Annotated in this window: 15 protein-coding genes; 13 read left to right on the top strand and 2 right to left on the bottom strand. The window is 60.1% G+C overall.

Annotation, left to right across the window (positions count from 1 at the left end; genetic code table 11):
• The first annotated feature begins 116 nt into the window (after positions 1–116).
• The 11 genes from AC1ROI_RS08735 to hemE all read left to right on the top strand — a co-directional run bounded on the left by AC1ROI_RS08735 (position 117) and on the right by hemE (position 16,032).
• Positions 117–1,181, top strand: coding sequence for a pilus assembly protein PilM (locus tag AC1ROI_RS08735; RefSeq protein WP_010464432.1), 1,065 nt, complete (start codon positions 117–119; stop codon positions 1,179–1,181).
• Entirely contained in the window at positions 1,181–1,747 is a 567-nt protein-coding gene (locus tag AC1ROI_RS08730; RefSeq protein WP_010464430.1) for a PilN domain-containing protein, read from the top strand. The genes AC1ROI_RS08735 and AC1ROI_RS08730 overlap by 1 nt, the downstream gene beginning before the upstream one ends.
• On the top strand, positions 1,744–2,367 hold the full coding sequence (gene pilO, locus AC1ROI_RS08725) for a type 4a pilus biogenesis protein PilO (RefSeq protein ID WP_102593629.1): 624 nt from the start codon (positions 1,744–1,746) through the stop codon (positions 2,365–2,367). Before AC1ROI_RS08730 ends, pilO begins: the two co-directional genes overlap by 4 nt.
• The gene (locus AC1ROI_RS08720) at positions 2,364–2,891 is read left to right on the top strand and encodes a pilus assembly protein PilP (RefSeq protein WP_010464425.1); all 528 of its coding nucleotides are present in this window, start codon (positions 2,364–2,366) and stop codon (positions 2,889–2,891) included. The genes pilO and AC1ROI_RS08720 overlap by 4 nt, the downstream gene beginning before the upstream one ends.
• Positions 2,892–2,904: 13 nt before the next feature.
• Positions 2,905–4,986 carry a type IV pilus secretin PilQ gene (locus AC1ROI_RS08715; RefSeq protein WP_042932443.1) on the top strand — a complete coding sequence of 694 codons (2,082 nt, stop codon included), beginning with the start codon at positions 2,905–2,907 and terminating at the stop codon, positions 4,984–4,986.
• Between the two features lie 4 nt (positions 4,987–4,990).
• Positions 4,991–5,509 carry a shikimate kinase AroK gene (gene aroK / locus AC1ROI_RS08710; RefSeq protein ID WP_010464421.1) on the top strand — a complete coding sequence of 173 codons (519 nt, stop codon included), beginning with the start codon at positions 4,991–4,993 and terminating at the stop codon, positions 5,507–5,509.
• Between the two features lie 151 nt (positions 5,510–5,660).
• Positions 5,661–6,761: a 3-dehydroquinate synthase gene (gene aroB / locus AC1ROI_RS08705; RefSeq protein ID WP_102593630.1), complete on the top strand. Its 1,101-nt coding sequence runs from the start codon at positions 5,661–5,663 to the stop codon at positions 6,759–6,761.
• A 10-nt stretch (positions 6,762–6,771) separates the two neighbouring features.
• Positions 6,772–8,370: an SPOR domain-containing protein gene (locus tag AC1ROI_RS08700; protein ID WP_077747615.1), complete on the top strand. Its 1,599-nt coding sequence runs from the start codon at positions 6,772–6,774 to the stop codon at positions 8,368–8,370.
• Between the two features lie 351 nt (positions 8,371–8,721).
• On the top strand, positions 8,722–13,167 hold the full coding sequence (gene gltB, locus AC1ROI_RS08695) for a glutamate synthase large subunit (RefSeq protein ID WP_077747616.1): 4,446 nt from the start codon (positions 8,722–8,724) through the stop codon (positions 13,165–13,167).
• Between the two features lie 126 nt (positions 13,168–13,293).
• On the top strand, positions 13,294–14,712 hold the full coding sequence (locus AC1ROI_RS08690; protein ID WP_010464413.1) for an FAD-dependent oxidoreductase: 1,419 nt from the start codon (positions 13,294–13,296) through the stop codon (positions 14,710–14,712).
• 252 nt (positions 14,713–14,964) lie between these two features.
• The gene (gene hemE / locus AC1ROI_RS08685) at positions 14,965–16,032 is read left to right on the top strand and encodes a uroporphyrinogen decarboxylase (RefSeq protein WP_077747617.1); all 1,068 of its coding nucleotides are present in this window, start codon (positions 14,965–14,967) and stop codon (positions 16,030–16,032) included.
• Between the two features lie 173 nt (positions 16,033–16,205).
• Here the strand turns inward: hemE and AC1ROI_RS08680 are convergent, their stop codons facing one another.
• Positions 16,206–17,480 carry an MFS transporter gene (locus AC1ROI_RS08680; protein WP_077747677.1) on the bottom strand — a complete coding sequence of 425 codons (1,275 nt, stop codon included), beginning with the start codon at positions 17,478–17,480 and terminating at the stop codon, positions 16,206–16,208.
• Positions 17,481–17,598: 118 nt separating this feature from the next.
• Here AC1ROI_RS08680 and AC1ROI_RS08675 point away from each other — a divergent pair, with 118 nt between their 5' ends.
• Together AC1ROI_RS08675 and AC1ROI_RS08670 are read left to right on the top strand one after the other, a co-directional pair.
• Entirely contained in the window at positions 17,599–18,495 is an 897-nt protein-coding gene (locus tag AC1ROI_RS08675; protein ID WP_083375224.1) for a LysR family transcriptional regulator, read from the top strand.
• Positions 18,496–18,581: 86 nt separating this feature from the next.
• Positions 18,582–18,965 carry a type II toxin-antitoxin system PemK/MazF family toxin gene (locus tag AC1ROI_RS08670; protein WP_010464404.1) on the top strand — a complete coding sequence of 128 codons (384 nt, stop codon included), beginning with the start codon at positions 18,582–18,584 and terminating at the stop codon, positions 18,963–18,965.
• A gap of 216 nt (positions 18,966–19,181) precedes the next feature.
• On the opposite strand, the gene AC1ROI_RS08665 is transcribed toward AC1ROI_RS08670, so the two are convergent.
• Positions 19,182–20,003 (bottom strand): hypothetical protein, encoded by an 822-nt coding sequence (locus AC1ROI_RS08665; protein ID WP_077747619.1) that lies wholly within the window; start codon positions 20,001–20,003, stop codon positions 19,182–19,184.
• Between the last annotated feature and the right edge of the window lie 27 nt (positions 20,004–20,030).

Here is a 20,030-nt window from a genome sequence, read left to right as displayed (position 1 = left end):
GCATTATAAGCATTTTTCCGTCGAGGGCGTCATTTGCGCTGCTGTCAAGACGGGTGGTTTGAACGCAATGGGTATTACAGAGTCCGTAAGACACGGATAGTCATAGGGAATTGGTAGTGCTAGGACTCTTCAATAAAAAAGCCAATACGCTTCTGGGCATCGACATCAGCTCCACGTCGGTGAAGTTGCTTGAGCTAAGTCGCCAGGGTGAGCGTTATCGGGTCGAGGCCTATGCGGTCGAGCCCTTGCCTACCAACGCAGTGGTCGAAAAAAATATCGCCGAGCTCGAAGGCGTGGGCCAGGCACTCGCGCGCGTGCTGCTCAAGGCCAAAACCAACCTCAGGAATGTCGCCGTGGCCGTCGCCGGTTCGGCAGTCATCACCAAAACCATCGAGATGGACGCAGGTCTTTCCGATGACGAGATGGAAAACCAGCTGAAGATCGAGGCCGATCAGTACATCCCCTATCCATTGGATGAAGTCGCCATCGACTTCGAAGTCCAGGGCGTGTCGGTGCGTAACCCCGAACGGGTCAATGTGCTGCTGGCGGCCTGTCGCAAGGAAAACGTGGAGGTGCGTGAAGCCGCCCTGGCGCTGGCCGGCCTGACCGCGCGAGTGGTGGATGTCGAGGCCTATGCGCTGGAGCGGTCGTTCTCCTTGCTGGCGGGGCAACTGGCGGTCTCTCAGGAGGGGCTGACCGTGGCGGTGGTCGACATCGGCGCGACCATGACCACCCTGAGCGTGCTGTACAACGGGCGGATCATCTACACCCGGGAACAATTGTTCGGTGGTCGTCAGCTCACGGAGGAAATCCAGCGTCGTTATGGCCTGACCGTCGAACAGGCGGGGCTGGCGAAGAAGCAGGGCGGGTTGCCGGATGACTACGTCAGCGAAGTCTTGCAACCGTTTCGCGATGCGCTGGTGCAGCAGGTTTTCCGGTCGTTGCAGTTCTTCTTCGCATCCGGTCAGTACAACGCGGTCGATCACATCCTGCTGGCTGGCGGTACCGCGTCGGTCCCGGGGCTTGACCGCCTGATCGAGCAGCGGTTGGGCACGCCAACCCAGGTGGCCAATCCGTTCTCCGACATGGCATTGAGCAGCAAGGTCAACGCCGGGGCCCTGGCAAGCGATGCGCCAGCACTGATGATCGCTTGCGGGCTCGCCCTCAGGAGTTTCGACTGATGGCACGGATCAATCTTTTACCCTGGCGCGAGGAGCTGCGTGAAGAGCGCCGCAAGCGCTTTTTGCTGGCACTGGTCGGCGTATTGGTGTGCTCGGTGGGCGCGATTTTTATCGCGGACCAGGTCATCAGCAGCGCCATTGACCGACAAGTGGCCCGTAACGAATACATCGGCAAACAGATTGCCGTGGTCGACGAGCGCATCAAGCAGATCAGCGACCTGAAGTCCCGTCGCCAGCAGCTCGTCGAGCGCATGCGCATCATCCAGGACCTGCAAGGTAACCGTCCGATCAGTGGGCGGATTTTCGACCAGTTGGCGCGTACCCTGCCTGACGGGGTGTATTTCACCGAAGTGAAAATGGCCGGAAAAACCCTGTCCATTACCGGTGCAGCGGAATCGAACAATCGTGTTTCGGACCTGATGCGCAATCTGGATGCGTCCGACTGGTTCGATGCGCCGAGTCTCACGGAAGTCAAAGCCACCACCGCCGGTCAGCTGGATCAGGCCAACGTCTTTCAGTTGACCGTCCGTCAGACTCAGCCCGCCGTTGTGGAGGCTGGCAAATGAGCCCCTCGGAATGGTTCGAAAGCCTGCGCAAGATCGACATCAACGATCTGGACACCAACAACATGGGGTCCTGGCCGCCAGCGATCAAGGCCCTGGCGGGCGCCTTGCTCATGGTTCTGGTGTTGACCCTCGGCTACACCTTTTACATCAGCGATCAGGAAGATCACCTCGGACTCAAGCGTGAAGAGGAGTCGACCCTCAAGGAGCAATTCGCGAACAAGGCGCACATGGCGGCAAACCTGGAGCTGTATACCCAGCAGATGAAAGAGATGGAGAACTCTTTTGGCGTGTTGCTGCGGCAATTGCCCAGCGATACCGAGGTGCCCGGGCTGCTGGAGGACATCACCCGCACCGGCCTCGGTAGCGGGCTGGAGTTCGAAGAGATCAAGCTGTTGCCGGAGGTTGCCCAGCAGTTCTACATCGAACTGCCGATCCAGATCACCGTGACGGGTGCCTATCACGACCTGGCGACGTTCGTCAGTGGCGTGGCCGGGTTGCCGCGGATCGTTACGCTGCATGATTTCGACCTTGCGCCAGCCGACCCTGAGGGCGGTCCGAAACTACGCATGAGCATCCTTGCCAAGACCTATCGCTACAACGACAAGGGGTTGCAGAAATGAACCCGATTCGTTGCGTGTCGATGGTTGTGTTGCTCGCCGGCCTGGCCGGTTGCGGCAACGGCAACGACGTTGGCGACCTCGACGCCTTCATGAATGAAGTCCGTCTGCGGCCGCCGGGCAAGATTGAACCAACGCCGACATTCCGGTCTTACCCAACGTTCACCTATAACGCTGCCAACCTGCGCAGCCCGTTTTCTCGGCAGGTCAGGGTCGATCTGGCGGGGCAGAAGCGCGGCTCGCGCAACGTCAAACCCGACCCCAACCGGGCCAGGCAATACCTCGAAGGTTTCAACATCGAGCAGTTTGAAATGGTCGGCACGATCTCCAATGCCACCGGCTCCTTTGCGCTGTTGCGCGGGGCAGGCGGGGTGCATCGGCTGAAAGTCGGCGATTACCTGGGGCGTAACGATGGACGGATCGTCGCCATCAGCGGCTCGCAAGTCGATGTGGTCGAAATCGTTCCCGACGGCGAAGGCGCCTGGCTGGAACGGCCACGAACCATCCCTTTGAAAGAGCACTCATAGTGGAACTCGAATAATGAACAGGATTTTCTCAACCCTCGGTATCTCGCTATGGATAGCGTTGCTGTCGCCGATGGTACAAGCGGCCAACCTCAAAGCGCTGGATGTTGCTGCGCTGCCGGGTGATCGTGTCGAGTTGAAGTTGTCTTTCGATGGCCCGCCCCCACAACCTCACGGTTATACGACCGAGTCGCCGGCACGAATCGCGCTGGATCTGCCCGGGGTGGTCAATCAGCTTTCGAGCAAGAGTCGTGAGCTGGGTGGCGGCAATGCCCGTAGCGCGACGGTGGTGGAAGCCAAGGACCGGACGCGGCTAATCATCAATCTGACCCAGTTGACCCCGTACAGCGCCCGTGTCGACGGCAACAACCTGATTGTGGTGGTCGGGCAAGGTGCCAATAACAAAACGCCTCGGCCGACTACCCGCGCGCCTCGCGCCGCGACTGCAATGCCCGCCCCGACGAAAGCCTATGCGCCCGTGGGCAAAGCCATTCGCGGTGTGGATTTCCAGCGCGGTACGCAGGGCGAAGGCAATGTAGTGATTGATCTGTCGGATCCGTCCATCGCCCCGGACATCCAGGAGCGCGACGGAAAGATCATCCTGGGATTCGCCAAAACCCAATTGCCAGAACCGTTGCGCGTGCGCCTGGACGTCAAGGATTTCGCCACCCCGGTGCAGTTCGTCAATGCCAGCGCCACGGGGGATCGGGCCACGATCAGTATCGAGCCCAGTGGAGCCTTCGATTATTCGACCTACCAGACCGACAACAAGCTGACGGTCAGCATTCGGCCAATGACCGTCGACGACCTGCAAAAGCGCAACGCCGAACGTTTTGCCTACACCGGTGAAAAACTCTCGCTGAATTTCCAGGACATCGATGTGCGTTCGGTGCTGCAACTGATCGCCGATTTCACCAACCTCAATCTGGTGGCCAGCGACACGGTGCAGGGCGGCATCACCTTGCGTTTGCAGAACGTGCCGTGGGACCAGGCGCTGGACCTGGTGCTGAAAACCAAAGGCCTGGACAAGCGCAAGATCGGTAACGTCCTGCTGGTGGCGCCGGCCGATGAAATCGCCGCGCGTGAACGTCAGGAACTGGAATCGCAGAAGCAGATTTCCGAGCTCGCGCCTTTGCGTCGCGAATTGCTTCAGGTCAACTACGCCAAGGCCGCCGACATCGCCAAGCTGTTCACGTCGGTGACCAGTGCCGAAGCGAAAATCGACGAGCGGGGTTCGATCACGGTTGATGAACGGACCAACAACATCATTGCCTACCAGACCCAGGACCGACTCGACGAACTTCGTCGCATCGTCGCGCAACTGGATATCCCGGTGCGTCAGGTGATGATCGAGGCGCGAATCGTCGAAGCCAACGTCGACTACGACAAAAGCCTCGGCGTGCGCTGGGGCGGTTCGGTGCAGAACAAGGGCAACTGGAACACATCCGGCGTCAGCAATGGCTCTTCGACCACTATCGGTACTCCGGGCAGCACCAGCACCAACTCGCCGTTTGTCGACCTGGGCGCTGCGGGCAACACCTCGGGGATCGGCATCGCCTTCATCACCGATAACGTGTTGCTGGACCTGGAGCTGACCGCAATGGAGAAGACCGGTAACGGCGAAATCGTCTCACAACCCAAGGTGGTCACGTCCGACAAGGAGACCGCGAAAATCCTCAAGGGCACCGAGATTCCCTATCAGGAAGCCAGTTCCAGCGGTGCCACGTCGGTGTCGTTCAAGGAAGCGTCGCTGTCCCTTGAGGTCACTCCGCAGATCACCCCGGACAACCGGATCATCATGGAGGTCAAGGTGACCAAGGATGAGCCGGATTACCTGAACAAGGTCCAGGATGTACCCCCGATCAAGAAAAACGAGGTCAATGCCAAGGTCCTGGTCAATGATGGCGAGACCATCGTGATCGGTGGGGTTTTCTCAAATACTCAGAGCAAGGTTGTAGATAAGGTGCCATTTCTCGGTGATGTGCCGTATCTTGGCCGCCTTTTCCGGCGTGATGTGGTTTCGGAGAAAAAATCCGAGCTGCTGGTATTTCTCACTCCGCGTATCATGAATAACCAGGCGATTGCTGTGAGTCATTGATTCTGTGCGAAATTTGATTCTTGTTGGACCGATGGGGGCTGGAAAAAGCACCATCGGCCGGTTGCTGGCCAAAGAGCTGCGCCTGCCGTTCAAAGATTCCGATAAGGAAATTGAATTGCGCACGGGCGCCAATATCCCGTGGATTTTCGATAAAGAAGGCGAACCGGGCTTTCGTGACCGCGAGCAGGCGATGATTGCCGAGCTGTGCGGCTGCGATGGCGTGGTGTTGGCGACCGGTGGCGGCGCGGTGATGCGCGAAGCCAATCGTCGGGCGTTGCACGCCGGCGGTCGGGTGGTCTATCTGCATGCCTCTGTCGAGCAGCAGGTCGGCCGCACGTCCCGCGATCGCAATCGCCCCTTGTTGCGCACCGCTGATCCGGCCAAGACCCTGCGGGATCTGCTGGCGATCCGCGACCCGCTGTATCGGGAAATCGCTGACCTGGTGGTTGAAACCGATGAGCGGCCGCCGCGAATGGTCGTGCTCGATATTCTCGAACGCTTGCAGCAACTACCTCCCCGTTAAAGCGAGGCGCGAAATGCGCTATCCTCGGCGTCCTGTCACGACTGCTCATGGTTGTGGCGGATGGCTACCGAACGGCGTCACACCAGCAGACGCCGTGGACATTCGTTAATTCAAGGCAGGACGCCTGATTCCATCTTCACTGTGGGGACACATGCAGACACTCAAGGTCGATCTAGGCGAGCGCAGCTACCCGATTCATATTGGCGAAGGTTTGTTGGATCAGCCGGAACTGCTGGCACCGCACATCCGCGGACGGCAAGTGGCGATCATCTCAAACGAGACCGTTGCGCCGCTCTATCTCGAACGTCTGACCCGCAGCCTCGCGCAGTTCTCGGTGATTTCCGTGGTGCTGCCCGACGGCGAAGCCTTCAAGACCTGGGAAACCCTGCAACTGATTTTCGACGGCCTGCTGACTGCACGCCACGACCGCCGTACCACGGTGATCGCCCTCGGTGGCGGTGTGATTGGTGACATGGCCGGTTTCGCGGCTGCCTGCTATCAGCGCGGTGTCGATTTCATCCAGGTCCCGACCACGTTGCTGTCGCAAGTCGACTCCTCGGTGGGCGGCAAGACCGGGATCAACCATCCGCTGGGCAAGAACATGGTCGGCGCGTTTTATCAGCCGAACGTCGTGCTGATCGATACCGCGACCCTCAACACCCTGCCGGCCCGCGAACTCTCAGCGGGGCTGGCGGAAGTCATCAAGTACGGGCTGATCTGCGATGAGCCATTCCTGACCTGGCTCGAAGAAAACGTCGATCGCCTGCGCGCCCTGGACCAGGTCGCCCTGACGTATGCCATCGAGCGTTCCTGCGCCGCCAAGGCTGAAGTGGTCGGTGCCGACGAGAAGGAAACCGGTGTTCGTGCCACGTTGAACCTGGGCCACACCTTCGGCCACGCTATCGAAACCCATATGGGCTATGGTGTCTGGCTTCATGGTGAAGCCGTCGCTGCTGGCACCGTAATGGCTTTGGAAATGTCCGCGCGATTGGGCTGGATCAGCGAGCAAGAACGCGATCGCGGCATTCGCCTGTTTCAGCGTGCCGGCCTGCCGGTCATCCCGCCTGAAGAGATGACTGAAGCCGATTTTCTAGAACACATGGCAATTGACAAGAAAGTGATCGACGGTCGTTTACGCCTGGTGCTGCTGCGCCACATGGGCGAAGCGGTGGTGACCGACGATTATCCGAAAGAAGTTTTACAGGCCACGCTGGGAGCGGATTACCGCGCCCTGGCTCAGCTTAAAGGTTAATAAGATCCCGATGACTAGTTTGCATGCCGACGAGGCTTTCCTCGGCCATTACCAGTTGAGTCATGACCCTTTTGCTCCACGGGTGCCTGGCTTCAAATTCTTCCCGGCCCAGCGCAAACCGGTGCTGGGGCAGCTGCATCATCTGGCGCGCTATAGCCAGTTGCTGCTGGTGGTCACTGGCCCGCAGGGCAGCGGCAAGACCCTGTTGCGCCAGGCCCTGGTGGCCAGCACCAACAAGCAATCGGTGCAAAGCGTGGTGGTTTCCGCCCGTGGCGCTGGCGATGCGGCCGGCGTGCTGCATCAGGTGGCCCAGGCGCTGAACGTTGCCCAGGCGGAGGTCAATGCGATTCTGTCGCAGGTCGTGCAGCTGGCGCTGACCGGGCAGGAAGTCTATTTGCTGGTCGATGACGCCGAGCAGCTCGACGAATCCGCGCTGGAGGCCTTGCTGGCCCTGGCCGCCGGTGCGCCGGAAGGTCGTCCGCATGTGTTTCTGTTCGGTGAGTCGTCGCTGATTGCGCAACTGGACGCGCTGAGCCTCGAGGAAGAACGCTTCCACGTCATTGAGTTGCAGCCTTACACCGAAGAAGAAACCCGCGAATACCTGGACCAGCGGCTCGAAGGCGCCGGCCGGGGTATCGAACTTTTTACCGCAGATCAGATCTCTGATATTCACGAAAGCTCCGACGGCTGGCCTGGCAACATCAACCAGGTTGCCCGCGATGCAATGATCGAAGCCATGATTGCCAGCCGCTCAGCGGTCAAGCGTCCAAGTATGGGGTTCAACATGCCGAAGAAACACGTATTGGCGATTTCCGCCGTCGTCGTGGTCGCGGTAGCCGCCGCCTGGTTGATGCCGGGCCGCAGCAAAGCACCGACCACCGGCGCGCCGGCCAACGAACAGGCGCAACTGCCGCTCGGCCAGGGCACGCCACAACCTAATAGCGGCGGGGCACCTTCCGTCGAATTCGCCGGCAATTCGCAGCCGATGCCATTGCCGCTGGTCGGTAACTCGCAACCGGTCATGCGCGGTCCGCTGGCCGAAGCCGCCGGTGGCATCACCGAAGGCGACGACGGTGTGCCGGTCGAAGGTTCCAGCGCTACACCGCCAACCGTGACCACCACTGCGCCGCCGGCGGGCATCCAGCCTGGCCCTGCGCCGACGCCTGCCGCCAAACCGGTGCCTGCGCCGACTCAGGTTGCGACCGCCAAGCCAGTCCCGACTGCGCCAGCCGTGAAGCCGGCCCCAGCGCCAGCCAAGCCAGCCGCCGTGGCCACCGCCAAGCCTGTCGAGAAGCCAGCCGCCGCTCCTGCGAAAGGCGCTGGTGGCACCTGGTACGCCGGGCAGCCTACCAGCAACTATGTGGTGCAGATCCTCGGCACCAGCTCCGAAGCGACCGCGCAAAACTTCGTGAAAGAGCAGGGCGGCGAGTACCGTTACTTCAAGAAAGTCCTCAACGGCAAGCCGCTTTACGTCATCACCTACGGTAACTTCGCCAACCGCGATGCAGCCCTGACCGCCATCAAGGCCTTGCCAGCGAAGGTTCAGGCTGGTAAACCTTGGCCTCGCACTGTCGCCAGCGTCCAACAGGAACTGGCAACAACTCGCTGAAGATTCGGCGGCCTTACCCAGGCCGCCTCTCCAAGCACCTCAAAATTTCTACAAGTGCATGCCGCCTCTACAGGCCGCGTGCCTTGTGGTGTCTGCGTCACAGTAGTCTTTGAGTCGTTGCGGTCAAAATTAAAAAAGTTTTGACTAGCACAGCAGATCGCTTTAAACCTTTCACAAATGCGACATAGATTTGCGACAGTTCGTCGTCAAATTTGTGAGCCTCTGTGTCGCTGTGTACAATGACCACCCTTTTGCCCCCGCTAAAGCCGGCGAACGTTCGGCGCGGAACGCAAGTGGTTGAATTGAAAAGAAATTTGCCTCGAAAAGAGGCAGCCTGGTGAGAAAGTGTCTATGAAAGCAGGTCTGTACCAACCAGATGAATTCAAGGATAACTGCGGTTTCGGCCTGATAGCCCATATGCAGGGCGAGCCCAGTCATACCCTTTTGCAAACGGCCATCGAGGCCCTGACCTGCATGACCCACCGCGGTGGGATCAACGCCGACGGCAAGACCGGTGACGGTTGCGGTCTGCTGATTCAAAAGCCGGACGTGTTCCTGCGAGCCATCGCCCAGGAAACCTTCGGCGTCGAACTGCCCAAGCAATATGCCGTGGGCATGGTCTTCTTCAACCAGGACCCGGTCAAAGCCGAAGCCGCTCGCGAGAACATGAACCGCGAGATTCTGGCCGCCGGCCTGCAGCTTATCGGCTGGCGCAAAGTGCCGATCGATACCAGCGTCCTCGGCCGTCTGGCCCTGGAGCGCCTGCCGCAGATCGAACAGGTGTACATCGGCGGTGAAGGCCTGAGCGACCAGGACATGGCGATCAAGCTGTTCACCTCCCGTCGTCGCTCGTCCGTGGCCAACGCTGCCGATGCCGATCACTACATCTGCAGCTTTTCGCACAAGACCATCATTTATAAAGGCCTGATGATGCCGGCGGATTTGACCGCCTTCTATCCAGACCTCAGCGATCAGCGCCTGCAAACCTCGATTTGCGTGTTCCACCAGCGCTTCTCGACCAACACCCTGCCGAAATGGCCGTTGGCGCAGCCGTTCCGCTTCCTCGCCCACAACGGCGAGATCAACACCATCACCGGCAACCGTAACTGGGCCGTGGCCCGTCGCACCAAGTTCACCAACGATCTGATGGACCTGGAAGAGCTCGGCCCGCTGGTCAACCGTGTCGGTTCCGACTCCTCCAGCATGGACAACATGCTCGAGCTAATGGTCACTGGTGGCATCGACCTGTTCCGTGGCGTGCGGATGATCATTCCGCCTGCGTGGCAGAACGTCGAAACCATGGACCCGGATCTGCGGGCGTTCTACGAATACAACTCGATGCACATGGAACCGTGGGACGGCCCGGCCGGCGTGGTAATGACCGATGGTCGTTACGCGGTGTGCCTGCTCGACCGTAACGGTCTGCGTCCGGCGCGTTGGGTCACCACCAAGAACGGTTTCATCACCCTGGCCTCGGAAATCGGTGTCTGGAACTACCAGCCTGAAGACGTGATCGCCAAGGGACGTGTGGGCCCGGGCCAGATCTTCGCCGTGGACACCGAAACCGGTCAGATCCTCGACACCGACGCCATCGACAACCGCTTGAAGTCCCGTCATCCGTACAAGCAATGGCTGCGCAAGAATGCCCTGCGCATCCAGGCGACCATGGAAGACAACGACCACGGTTCGGCTTTCTACGATGTCGACCAGCTCAAGCAATACATGAAGATGTACCAGGTCACGTTCGAAGAGCGCGACCAGGTATTGCGTCCGCTGGGCGAGCAGGGCTACGAAGCCGTCGGCTCGATGGGCGACGATACGCCAATGGCCGTGCTGTCCCAGCGCGTGCGCACGCCGTACGACTATTTCCGCCAGCAGTTCGCGCAGGTCACCAACCCGCCGATCGACCCGCTGCGTGAAGCCATCGTCATGTCGCTGGAGATCTGCCTCGGTGCCGAGCGCAACATCTTCCAGGAGTCGCCGGAACACGCCTCGCGCGTGATCCTCAGCTCGCCGGTCATTTCGCCGGCCAAGTGGCGTTCGCTGATGAACCTGGATCGTCCGGGCTTCGAGCGCGCGATCATCGACCTCAACTACGACGAAAGCGTCGGCCTCGAAGCGGCCATCCGCAACGTCGCCGATCAGGCTGAAGAAGCCGTGCGCTCCGGCCGCACCCAGGTCGTGCTGAGTGACCGCCACATTGCCCCGGGCAAGTTGCCGATCCACGCTTCGCTCGCCACCGGCGCGGTGCACCACCGCCTGACCGAGAAAGGCCTGCGTTGCGACTCCAACATCCTCGTGGAAACCGCCACCGCTCGTGACCCGCATCACTTTGCGGTGTTGATCGGTTTCGGCGCCTCGGCGGTCTATCCGTTCCTGGCCTACGAAGTGCTGGGCGACCTGATCCGTACCGGTGAAGTGCTGGGCGACCTCTATGAGGTGTTCAAGAACTACCGCAAAGGCATCACCAAAGGTCTGTTGAAGATCCTGTCGAAGATGGGTATCTCGACCATTACGTCGTACCGCGGTGCGCAGTTGTTCGAAGCCATCGGCCTGTCTGAAGAAGTCTGTGAGCTGAGCTTCCGTGGCGTACCGAGCCGCATCAAGGGCGCGCGTTTCGTCGACATCGAAGCCGAGCAGAAAGCCCTGGCGGCCGAAGCCTGGAGCCCGCGCAAGCCGATCCAGCAGGGCGGTTTGCTGAAGTTCGTCCACGGTGGCGAATATCATGCGTACAACCCGGACGTGGTCAACACTCTGCAAGCCGCTGTGCAGCAGGGCGACTACAGCAAGTTCAAGGAATACACGGCGCTGGTGGACAACCGTCCGGTGTCGATGATCCGCGATCTGTTCAAGGTGAAGACCCTGGACACGCCGCTGGACATCAGCGAGATCGAACCGCTGGAATCGGTGCTCAAGCGCTTCGACTCTGCCGGCATCTCGTTGGGCGCCCTGTCGCCGGAAGCCCACGAAGCCCTGGCTGAAGCCATGAACCGCCTCGGTGCGCGTTCCAACTCCGGCGAAGGCGGCGAAGACCCGGCGCGCTACGGCACCATCAAGAGCTCGAAAATCAAGCAAGTCGCGACTGGCCGTTTCGGTGTAACCCCGGAATACCTGGTCAACGCTGAAGTGCTGCAGATCAAAGTCGCTCAGGGCGCCAAGCCCGGTGAAGGGGGTCAGCTGCCAGGCGGCAAGGTCAACGGTCTGATCGCCAAGCTGCGTTACGCGGTGCCGGGCGTGACCCTGATTTCGCCGCCGCCGCACCACGACATCTATTCGATCGAAGACTTGTCGCAGTTGATTTTCGACCTGAAACAAGTCAACCCGAAGGCCCTGGTCTCGGTGAAGCTGGTAGCAGAAGCGGGCGTCGGCACCATCGCCGCCGGTGTGGCCAAGGCCTACGCGGACTTGATCACCATCTCCGGCTACGACGGCGGCACCGGTGCATCGCCGCTGACGTCGATCAAATACGCCGGTGCTCCGTGGGAGCTCGGCCTGGCCGAAACCCACCAGACCCTGCGCGGCAACGACCTGCGCGGCAAAGTCCGGGTACAGACCGACGGCGGCCTGAAAACCGGCCTCGACGTGATCAAGGCCGCGATCCTCGGCGCTGAAAGCTTCGGCTTCGGCACCGCGCCAATGATCGCGTTGGGCTGCAAATACCTGCGCATCTGCCACCTGAACAACTGCGCCACCGGCGTCGCCACTCAGAACGAGAAGCTGCGCAAGGATCACTACATCGGGACCGTCGACATGGTGGTGAATTTCTTCACCTACGTCGCCGAAGAAACCCGCGAGTGGCTGGCCAAGCTGGGCGTGCGCTCCCTCGAAGAGCTGATCGGTCGTACCGATCTGCTGGATATCCTCGAAGGCCAGACCGCCAAGCAGCAACACCTGGACCTGACCCCGTTGCTCGGCAGCGATCACATCCCGGCAGACAAGCCCCAATTCTGCCAGGTCGACCGCAACCCGCCGTTCGACAAGGGCCTGCTGGCCGAGAAAATGGTCGACATGGCCACCTCGGCCATCAACGACATGAGCGGCGCTGATTTCGCCCTGGATATCTGCAACTGCGACCGTTCGATCGGCGCGCGGATCTCCGGTGAAATCGCCCGCAAACACGGCAACCAAGGCATGGCGAACGCGCCGATCACCTTCCGCTTCAAAGGGACGGCCGGTCAGAGCTTCGGCGTGTGGAACGCCGGCGGCCTGAACATGTACCTGGAAGGCGACGCCAACGACTACGTCGGCAAAGGCATGACTGGCGGCAAGCTGGTTATCGTTCCGCCGAAGGGCAGCGTCTACAAGACTCAGGACAGTGCCATCATCGGCAACACCTGCCTGTACGGCGCCACGGGCGGCAAGTTGTTTGCCGCCGGCACTGCGGGCGAGCGGTTTGCCGTGCGTAACTCCGGTGCTCACACCGTGGTTGAAGGCACGGGCGATCACTGCTGCGAGTACATGACCGGTGGTTTCGTCTGCGTCCTGGGCAAGACCGGCTATAACTTCGGCTCAGGCATGACCGGTGGTTTCGCCTACGTGCTCGACCAGGACAACAGCTTCGTTGACCGGGTCAACCACGAACTGGTGGAAATCCAGCGGATCAGCGGTGAGGCGATGGAAGCCTATCGCAGCCACCTGCAACGCGTGCTGAACGAATACGTCGAGGAAACCGACAGCGAGTGGGGTCGTAACCTCGCTGAAAACCTCGATGACTATTTGCGTCGTTTCTGGCTCGTCAAACCTAAGGCGGCGAGTCTGAAATCTCTGCTCTCAAGTACTCGTGCGAGTCCGCAATAAACGACGCAGCGGCAAGTCGCAAGCTTCAAGCGCCAAGCTTGAAGCTTGCGCGGTGTGGCGGATTAATTTGATTTTATTGCAGCTTGAAGCTTGTAGCTTGAAGCTGTCGTGTACGAGGTTTTGAAGATGGCCGAACGTCTCAGCAACGACTTCCAATTCATCGATGTCGGGCGCAAAGATCCGAAGAAGAAACTGTTGCGTCAACGCAAGAAAGAGTTCGTGGAGATCTACGAACCCTTCAAACCCCAGCATTCGGCCGATCAGGCCCACCGCTGCCTGGGTTGCGGTAACCCGTATTGCGAATGGAAGTGCCCGGTGCACAACTTCATTCCGAACTGGCTGAAACTGGTGGCCGAGGGCAACATCCTCCAGGCCGCCGAGCTGTCGCACCAGACCAACACCCTGCCGGAAGTCTGCGGTCGGGTGTGCCCGCAGGATCGTCTGTGCGAGGGTGCCTGCACCCTCAACGACGGCTTCGGCGCGGTGACCATTGGTTCGGTCGAGAAGTACATCACCGATACCGCGTTCGCCATGGGCTGGCGCCCGGACATGTCCAAGGTTATACCGACCGGCAAGCGTGTTGCGGTGATCGGTGCAGGCCCGGCAGGTTTGGGTTGTGCCGACGTGCTGGTACGCGGCGGTGTGACCCCGGTGGTGTTCGACAAGAACCCGGAAATCGGCGGTCTGCTGACCTTCGGTATCCCCGAGTTCAAGCTGGAAAAGACCGTGCTGAGCAATCGTCGCGAAGTCTTCACCGGCATGGGTATCGAGTTTCGCCTGAACACCGAAGTGGGCAAGGACGTGACGATCGAGCAACTGCTCGAAGAATACGATGCCGTGTTCATGGGCATGGGCACCTACACCTACATGAAGGGCGGCTTTGCCGGTGAGGATCTGCCGGGCGTGCATGACGCGCTCGACTTCCTGATCGCCAACGTCAACCGCAACCTGGGCTTTGAAAAGTCGCCGGAAGATTTCGTCGACATGAAAGGCAAGAAGGTTGTGGTGCTGGGCGGCGGCGACACGGCGATGGACTGCAACCGTACTTCGATCCGCCAGGGTGCCAAGTCGGTGACCTGCGCTTATCGTCGTGACGAAGCGAACATGCCGGGCTCGCGCAAAGAGGTGAAGAACGCCAAGGAAGAAGGGGTGAAATTCCTCTACAACCGCCAGCCGATCGCCATCGTCGGTGAAGACCGCGTCGAAGGCGTGAAGGTGGTCGAGACCCGTCTCGGCGAACCGGACGCCCGTGGCCGTCGCAGCCCCGAGCCGATCCCGGGCTCCGAAGAGATCATCCCGGCCGACGCCGTGGTCATCGCATTTGGTTTCCGTCCGAGCCCGGCGTCGTGGTTCGAGCAGTTCAGCATCCAGACCGACAGCCAAGGTCGCGTGGTGGCCCCGGAACAAGGTCAGTACAAGCACCAGACCAGCAACCCGAAAATCTTCGCCGGTGGCGATATGGTTCGCGGATCTGATCTCGTGGTAACGGCGATCTTCGAAGGCCGTAATGCGGCCGAAGGGATCCTGGATTACCTGGGCGTCTGATCACTTTCTAGAACTGGAATGCGATCAATTGTGGGAGCGAGCCTGCTCGCGAAAGCGGTGGATCAGTCAACAGAGATGTTGAATGTGAAGCCCTCTTCGCGAGCAGGCTCGCTCCCACATTGGTTTCAGCGTGTTGCTAAATAGCGTATTTCCCCGCGACATATTGACCCGATAGACAAAAGGCTGACCTGCAACCGTGCCTTTTGCGTCGAGCTCTGAGAAAATGCCCGCACTTTTTTTCCGGATGCCGACATGACTGCCCTGAAGAACGACCGTTTCCTTCGCGCCCTGCTCAAGCAACCCGTAGACGTCACGCCGGTATGGATGATGCGTCAGGCCGGTCGCTACCTGCCGGAATACCGCGCCAGCCGTGCCAAGGCCGGTGACTTCATGAGCCTGTGCATGAACCCGGAGTTCGCTTGCGAAGTCACGATGCAGCCACTCGACCGCTATCCGCAACTGGACGCGGCGATCCTGTTCTCCGACATCCTCACCATCCCGGACGCCATGGGCCAAGGCCTGTACTTCGAAACCGGCGAAGGTCCACGCTTCAAGAAAGTCGTCAGCACGATAGCCGATATCGAAGCCCTGCCGATTCCTGATCCGCACAAAGACCTTGGCTACGTCATGGACGCGGTCAGCACCATCCGACGCGAACTCAACGGCCGCGTGCCGCTGATCGGCTTCTCCGGCAGCCCGTGGACCCTGGCCACTTACATGGTCGAAGGCGGTTCGTCGAAAGACTTCCGCAAGACCAAGGCCATGCTCTACGACAACCCGCAAGCCATGCACCTGCTGCTGGACAAGCTCGCGCAGTCGGTCACCAGCTACCTCAATGGCCAGATCATGGCCGGCGCGCAAGCGGTGCAGATTTTCGACACCTGGGGCGGTAACCTCTCGGCGGCGGCGTACCAGGAGTTTTCCCTGGCCTACATGCGCAAAATCGTCAGCGGCCTGATCCGCGAACACGAAGGCCGCAAAGTGCCGGTCATCCTGTTCACCAAGAACGGCGGCCTGTGGCTGGAAAGCATCGCCGACGCTGGCGCTGATGCGTTGGGCCTGGACTGGACCTGCGACATTGGCGAAGCCCGCCGACGCGTCGGCAACAAAGTCGCCCTGCAAGGCAACATGGACCCGACTGTGCTGTACGCCAAGCCAGAAGCCATTCGCACCGAAGTCGGTCGAATTCTCGCCAGCTACGGCAAAGGCAGTGGTCATGTGTTCAACCTCGGCCATGGCATTACCCCTGAAGTGGATCCTGAGCACGCGGGTGCGTTCATGCGCGCAGTGCATGAACTGTCGGCGCAGTATCACGAGTGATCGTCGTCCAATAAAAAACGCCCGGCTTATGCCGGGCGTTTTTGTATAGAGATCTCAGGTCACACTCGGCCCCTGTCGGAGCGAGCCTGCTCGCGAAGAGGCCGGCACATCCAACAGTGATGTCTGTTGAAAGACTGCTTTCGCGAGCAGGCTCGCTCCCACACGGAGTGGTGTCAGGCTTTGACTCCGCCCAACGGCGGTAACTTCGCCAGCTTCAACGCCACCAGCAGCGCAATCACCAGCAACGCACCAATGAACAACCCGATCCCGTTCCACCCGCCCAAGTGCCAGAAGACCCCGCCCGCTGTCCCTGCAATACTCGACCCGGCGTAATAGCTGAACAGGTACAGCGACGAAGCCTGCCCCTTGGCTTTCACCGCTCGCCGGCCTATCCAACTGCTGGCCACGGAATGCGCGCCAAAGAAGCCGAAGGTGAAGATCAACATGCCGATAATCACCAACGGCAGCGGCGTGAACATCGTCAGCGCAAGGCCTGCGAGCATCAGCACAATCGTCGCCCAGAGCACTTTGCGCCGGCCCAGTTGGTCGGCCAAGGAGCCGATTTTCGCCGAGCTGTAGATGCCCGACAGGTACACCACCGACAGCAGACCGACGAAGACCTGGTCCATGTGGTACGGCTCGGCCAGCAAGCGATAGCCGATGTAGTTGAATAGGGTGACAAACGCACCCATCAGCACGAAAGCTTCAAGGAACAGCAGCGGCAGGCCAGCGTCGCGAAAGTGCATGGTGAAGCCATCGAGCAGACTGCGCGGGTGCAGCGAGCGGGGACGGAAGTTGCGTGATTCGGGGAGAATTTTCCAGAACACCGTCGCCGCGATCAGCGCCAGCCCGCCAATCACCAGCATTGCCGTGTGCCAGCTGACGAAGTCGATCAACACGCCGGTGATCAAGCGGCCGCTCATCCCGCCAATCGCATTGCCGGCGATGTACAAACCCATCGCCAGCCCGATGTGCTGCGGGTGGATCTCTTCGCTCAGGTACGTCATGGCGACCGCTGCCAGGCCGCTCAACGACAAGCCGATCAACGCACGCATCACCAGCACGCCTTGCCAGCTCGGCATCATCGCGCTGGCCATGGTGCACAGTGCGGCGGCGAACAAGGCCGCGACCATCACCGGTTTGCGTCCGACACGGTCGGAGATCGGGCCGGTGATCAACAAGCCAATGGCGAGCATGCCGGTGGCCACCGAGAGGATCAGGCTGCTCTGCGCCGCATTGATCGAATACTCGTGGGACAGCAGCGGCATCATCGGCTGTACGCAGTAGAGCAGGGCGAAGGTCGCAAAGCCGCCGGAGAACAGCGCCAGTACCGTGCGCATGAACATCGGCGTGCCTTTCTCGATGTAGATCTCTTTCAATTCGGCGACAACATCGTCCACCGAGGTGGGCGGAACTTCGTGGGCAAGGGGGGCGACAGCAGTTTTCACTTCGGACCTCGGAGGGCGCAGCCGGTCAGGCAATGAAAAAAGCATATAGCTGCCTAATGATTCAATCCAATATATTGTTCGACCTGTTTGATAGGTTTAACGACCTAATGGAGTTTTCATGGAATTGCGTCACCTGCGCTACTTCATCGCCGTCGCCGAAGAATTGCACTTCGGCCGCGCCGCTCAGGTGCTGGGCATCTCGCAACCGCCCCTGAGCCAGCAGATTCAGGCGCTGGAACAGGAAGTCGGAGCACGGCTGTTCGAGAGAACCAATCGTCGGGTCGAACTCAGCGAGGCCGGTCGGCTGTTTCTGGAAGAAGCGCGACTGGTGCTGGCGCAGGTGGACAAAGCGGCCGACGTGGCACGGCGTGCGCAGTTGGGTGAGTTGGGCGAACTGAAAATTGGTTTCACCTCATCGGCGCCGTTCAACTCGACCATTCCCCAGGCGATTTTCTCGTTCCGCCAGCGTTTCCCGGCGGTGCATTTGAATCTGCGGGAGATGAGCAGCACCCAAGTGGCCGACGCGCTGGTCGATGAGTCGATCGAAGTCGGCATCATGCGACCGCTTGGGCTGCCGGATTCCCTCAGCGTCGTGGAGTTGATGCGTGAGCCGCTGGTCGCGGTGCTCAGCTCCAAACATCCGCTAGTGAACGACAGCGAAGAGGGTTTGTTCCTCTCGGCATTGGCCCTCGAACCGTTCGTTTTCTTCCCACGCAGCTATGGCAGCGGCCTGTATGCACAGTTGCTCAGCCTGGCCCGCGATGCCGGTTTCAGCCCGCACTTCGCGCAAGAGGCAGGCGAGGCAATGACCATTATCGGGTTGGTGGCGGCGGGGCTGGGCGTGTCGGTGCTGCCGGCCTCTTATCAGCGGATGCGCATTGACGGCGTGGTCTACCGGCCGTTGCTTGATCCGGAAGCGGTGTCGGCGGTGTGGCTGGTGCAGCGCAAGGACCAGAAGTCGCCGATGGCCAAGGCGTTTGTGGATTTGTTGACGAGGAAGGTTGAGGGGACTTGAGCGCAGGGACACTTAAAGTAACGGATCCTGTTTAGTGATTTGCGCGATTGTTGAGCAAAATCGATTTCTTTCGATGAGTGCCATGGATGCCACTTCTATATCAACCGAAGGAAGGCAGTGTGCTGATTTGTGATTTCAGGGGGTATGAAGTCCCCGAAATGATCAAAGTCAGACCTGTTGTCGTGATACGAAAACACAAAACCAACAGCTTACTGGTGACAGTTGTGCCGCTCAGTACTACCGCTCCGGATCGCATACTTGATCACCACCTGGAACTTCAAAGTCATCTACAGGGTGCCAGTCCTGTTTGCTGGGCGAAATGCGATATGGTTGCGACAGTAAGCCTCTCCAGGCTGGACCGGATCAAAAGTCGAGACCGACATGGAAAGCGTGTTTATGTTATTTCACACCTTGAAACAGACGAGTTTTACGCAATCAAAGTCGCGGTACGTAGTGCGCTTGGCCTGTGATGGCATCGGAAGTGGCGCAGTCAGGCGAATGGCCAGTCGTTGCCCTTGATCCTGTTTCGGGCAATACTCCCCCCGTTCCCGTAAGGGGCTTGTGAGACTCTGAGGATCCTGGGCAACCAGCCATCGCAGAGCCAGACAGGTACAGGGCGATGACAAGCCGACCTGTTTGTGAAGGGGCGCCGAAAGGCGCCCTTTGTCGTTCTCGAGGTGCTCGCCTCAGTCAACCCGCACCAGATCCCCGCGCAACGCCACCCCGGACACCACGGCCTTGAGCGCTTCCAGCCCAGGTATTTCCTCGTCGTCACTGCACTGGTATTTCCCGGTGTCCTGGCTCAGGTCGCGCTTGTTGATGCCGGCGATGTTGATCACGGCGTTAGCACCAGCCTTCTTGGCCTTGCTTTGCAACGTCGCCAAGGTCGATTGCAACGCCCAGTAGCAGGCGTCTTCAGCGGAGTTGTCTTCGTTGTCGTCGGCTCTTCGGCTGCTGCTCACCGCCTTCAGCTTGTGCACCTGGGTCGGCAGTGCTTCTCCCGCCAGGTAGAACTTGACGCTGCCATCCAGCAGACCAACTTCGGTGGCGCGTTTCACGCCTTCCTGAAAGTCCTGGTAGGTGGGTTCGTAGGCGCCTTGCGAGGCGAAGACTTGATCAGCGTCCGGGTCGGTGGCCAGTTGTTTGACCACGTCGTCGCGCAGGTAATTGATCCAGCGGTTGTAGGTGCCGTGGATCCTGCCGTCCTTGTAGTCCAGGCCGCGGCTGTCGCGGTAGTCCATTTCGAACGAGGTGGAGGTATAGGGAATGTCGATTTCGGCGTGGTGCCGGTCGCGCACGGTGATTGCCGCTTTGATCATGCCGGGGCGCGCCGACTGCACGATCCATTGGCGCTCGATCAGAGCGGTGACGATGGCGCGGCTCATCCTGTCGTCGCTCAGGCCCTTGTCGCCGGGAAAGTGTTCCTTGGCGGTGTACACCGGGCTGGTGCAGCCGCTCAGCGCAACGGCCAGGGTGAATACTGCGCCGATGCGCTGAAACAGAGTCATTCCCTTCACTCCAGACGTTTTTTCAGA

Source organism: Pseudomonas sp. GW823-FHT02C02 (assembly GCF_058797635.1).
Note: the sequence above shows the minus strand (reverse complement) of the source record. Positions and strands in the feature narration are given on the sequence as shown.